This is a genomic window from uncultured Pseudoteredinibacter sp., assembly GCF_947502065.1.
Lineage (GTDB): Bacteria > Pseudomonadota > Gammaproteobacteria > Pseudomonadales > Cellvibrionaceae > Pseudoteredinibacter.
The window spans coordinates 1-3,483 of sequence record NZ_CANMYE010000022.1 but is presented as its reverse complement, the minus strand read 5'-3'; the positions used below and the strand labels follow the sequence as shown (position 1 = coordinate 3,483).

Annotated in this window: 2 protein-coding genes; one reads left to right on the top strand and one right to left on the bottom strand. The window is 46.3% G+C overall.

The genetic code is table 11. The features are described 5' to 3' along the window. Window positions 1-423: 423 nt before the first annotated feature. Window positions 424-1,176 carry a hypothetical protein gene (locus Q1A41_RS20175; protein ID WP_299982943.1) on the top strand — a complete coding sequence of 251 codons (753 nt, stop codon included), beginning with the start codon at window positions 424-426 and terminating at the stop codon, window positions 1,174-1,176. 132 nt (window positions 1,177-1,308) lie between these two features. On the opposite strand, the gene Q1A41_RS20170 is transcribed toward Q1A41_RS20175, so the two are convergent. Then, a partial coding sequence (locus tag Q1A41_RS20170) for an Ig-like domain-containing protein (protein ID WP_299982940.1) occupies window positions 1,309-3,483 on the bottom strand: 2,175 nt, incomplete at its 5' end.

Sequence of the window (3,483 nt, the reverse complement as noted above, 5' to 3'; positions counted from 1 at the left end):
TTTTTGTTTTTATTGGGTTCATTTGTGCGGCATCGATCCTTGTTCGATTGATTCAGCCCATCCATGGGCTTCACCCTCTGGGTCGCTATCGCGATCCAAAACGACTCCTGTCGTTTTGTCCGCCTCCGGGCACCATACATTGAAAAGGCTCATCTTTGGATGGGCCTTTTTTGTTTTTATCAGGGTCAGCTGAGCGGCATCGAACCTTGTTCGATTGATTCGCCCCATCCATGGGGCTCACCCTGCGGGTCGCTACCGCGATCCAAAACGACTCCTGTCGTTTTGTCCGCCTCCGGGCACCATACATATACTCTGCTAGATCAGAGACTTAAGAAGCTAGGCGATGACCTGGCTTTTTTTATGCCCACCTGTAAAATCACACTTAAATAACACCTATGGATAAACCACCAGCAGGATGCATAAATGGCTAACACCGCAAAGAGACTGATGGCATTTGCAGGGGCAATTGCAATCATTGTTTTCAGTGACATATTGATAGAGAAGTATCGATCTCTTTCTGCCAAGGAGATAAAAGCAATAATTAGCCAATCATTTTATGCAATTGACCCTGCCACCAAAGAAAAGCTAGATTACTTTCGAAAAAAGAATGAAAACTCAGAAAACTCAAAGTTCGAAAACGATCTGCTGAGAAAGTGGGTTGTGAGCGAAACCAGCGACCAAAACCTATTAACAGCGAGCCGCGCAGCTATAAAGGCAGTAGGCAGCGTAGATCAATCTTTATTGTTTAACCCTGACAGACTAATAGAAATAAGTGTCAACAATGAGGGCGACATAAAGAAGAAGGGCGTGGAAGTATCATTTACAAAGAAAATATATGGCCTTTACTCAATCATGGATGAAGACGGGATTGTGGAAACAGGTAGACTAGAAAAAACTATCGAGCTTGGCGATATAAAAGGGTTAACCAGTAAGAGCGTATGGATCTGGGCAGGAAGAGAAACCAACTGGACAAATGAAGACGAAGTGATTTTGAGGCACGATGGAGGGATAGGTGAAACAAGAATCGAAGAAAACCCATTTCGGTCCGAAAGCACAAAATACAGCGGCTTCATATCATTCAGAGAATGGGTGTGGTTTTCTATTGGATTAATGTTGAGCGTTATTATCAACCTGTCATTCCCCAAGAAGGACCACGAAGACACATCCGCTTGCTAATAAAAGGCCAGCAACTGAAAAAGGGGCCAACTCACGAATACAGCGTAAATGAAAGTTAGACAAATGCGAAAACGCATTGTCATTTTAACGTCAAAGTGGCTCACCAATAGCCAGCCACTCTGCATACTAAACTTAGATAATATCTACAAGATCACTTTCAGTTTTAATCTCAGGTAGTTCGCTTATTGCATCATTCCAAACTAGAACATCAGGTGCATCGCTGCTGGTTTGGGAATCTGCTTCTAGAGACTTAACATTTACTGATTTAGTTTCTAAGGCTTTTGGTAATAAGGCATCTAGGCTTTGCTCTGACTTATCGAGCGCCAGTACATCTTGTAGCTCAACGGCATAAGAAGGCTCGTCGCTAGAGGCGAAATTAAACTCTGCGGCTGAATCCGCAGCTGGCGATTCACTTAACAGAAGATCATCTTGCTCGGCCAATAAGCCCCCTGCTGTGGTTTTACTCTTGCCGGTACTTTGAGAGCTCTCTTGAACATCATCAATGGCATCTTGCTGCGCTTGCTCCGGCGCTTTTTTCAACGGTGAAGCAGATACATTTTGTGTATCAAAAATGGAAACCGTTAAAGTGCCAGTGCTGCTTTGCGTATCCACCACTGTGCCATTTGCAGTTTCGTTTACCACCGCAGTCACTTCCAGATCGTAATCAACTGTTGCGCCATTGGCTGCACTATTGGTGCTGCGCACAAATAGGTTATTTAGATCGGCACTGCTGATATCTACGCTGTTGTTCCCACCACCTGCGGTGAATAGCAAGGTATTGCCGTCATACACTTCCCAACCATCTGGAATATTCCCCAGCGTGATGGAAGCAATTGATTCTGAACCATCGGTATCCTGCAACTGAACAGAGATCCCCGAGAGCTTAATCTTTGCGCCCTCTCCGCCTTTGTTCAACTCAATCGGATAGTAGCCGCCAACATTAGTATTGTGATTGGCGTTGCCTGCTGTAGGCCCTGGTACAAACTCTGAGTATTGTGCGCCGGTTGCCTCCAGGGTATCGACATCCCTGAATACAACTACATTGCTGTTACTTAAAGCTTGCGGCCCGCCACCATCAAGGTGAATACGAATTGAAAAATCACCCGGCCCTGAATGGTTGTAAACGTAAGTTTCCAAGGTGTAGTAGCCCGTAGCTGAGACGGTGTAAGTACCAGCAGCTGTATAAGAACCAGCACCCTGTGAGACAGTTTGAGCCGTCGCTGTATTGTAAGGCCCCCATGTATTACCACTAGTATGGAGCAACACATTCCCACCGAGTTCTATTTTAACTGCATCATCCATATATCCAGAGAAAGAAACGGTTTGCCCTGCCTCTAGGTAAATTAATGAAGTAACTTTCTGCAGCTGTCTCGCACCAATATCGGTTGCGCCGTTATTTCCGGAGGCATTATAAGGCTGAGCTGGTGTACTTACAGTTCCGTTTAAACCAGCACTAATGTTTTCCAGCTGATTACCTGCTTGCGGGCCTGTGGCCGCGTTATTGTAAACCTCTCGAGTAAATCGATCAGAGCTAGGAATTTCGACCAGATCGATATGCTGGTTATTGCCGCTGTTGTAATTCACCAGGGACGTATCGATCAATGCGGGATCTGCATCTGGAGTAACATCTACGGTGAAGCTCGCAGGTGCAGCACTCCACGCGTTGCCATCATTTACACTGAAAGTAAACGATGCGTAGTCTGCTTGTTGATCACCCGTGCCACTGCCACCATAAGCATCCGATCCAGATTCATGCTGATCAGGAACAAATTGAAGGCCTGTATTTGGCGCCGTCGTATTATTTAATTCTGCGGCGGTAATAACCTGCCCAGCTGCAACGGCAACACCGTTGAGCATCAATGTTCCATCAGCAGGCAAGGAATCAATTCGTACCGAGGACAATTGATCGCCAGTATCAACATCCGTAAAGCCAAAATCGGAAACGCCAAGTTGAATTGCCACATCCTCATTACCCGACTTGGAACTGGCAACAGCTTGCGGCCCTTGATTTGTACCGGTTACAGTAATCGTAATGGTCGTTGTTGAGAAACTGCCATCCGCATCTTTTAAGGTGTAGCTGAATGTATCTGTCGCACTCACACCCAGCGCCAAAGATTCAGCCGCAACACTTGGTGTGTAGGTGTACGAACCATCAGCCTGAAGGGTTAGCGAACCGAGTGAACCAGCAATTGGAGTATTCACACCACCAGAGATATCACCGGTTTGTGTGCCCGCAACTACACCGGTAATGGCGGCCGCATCAGCGCCATCTACATCAGCACCGCTAGCATCGGTGCGGACATTACC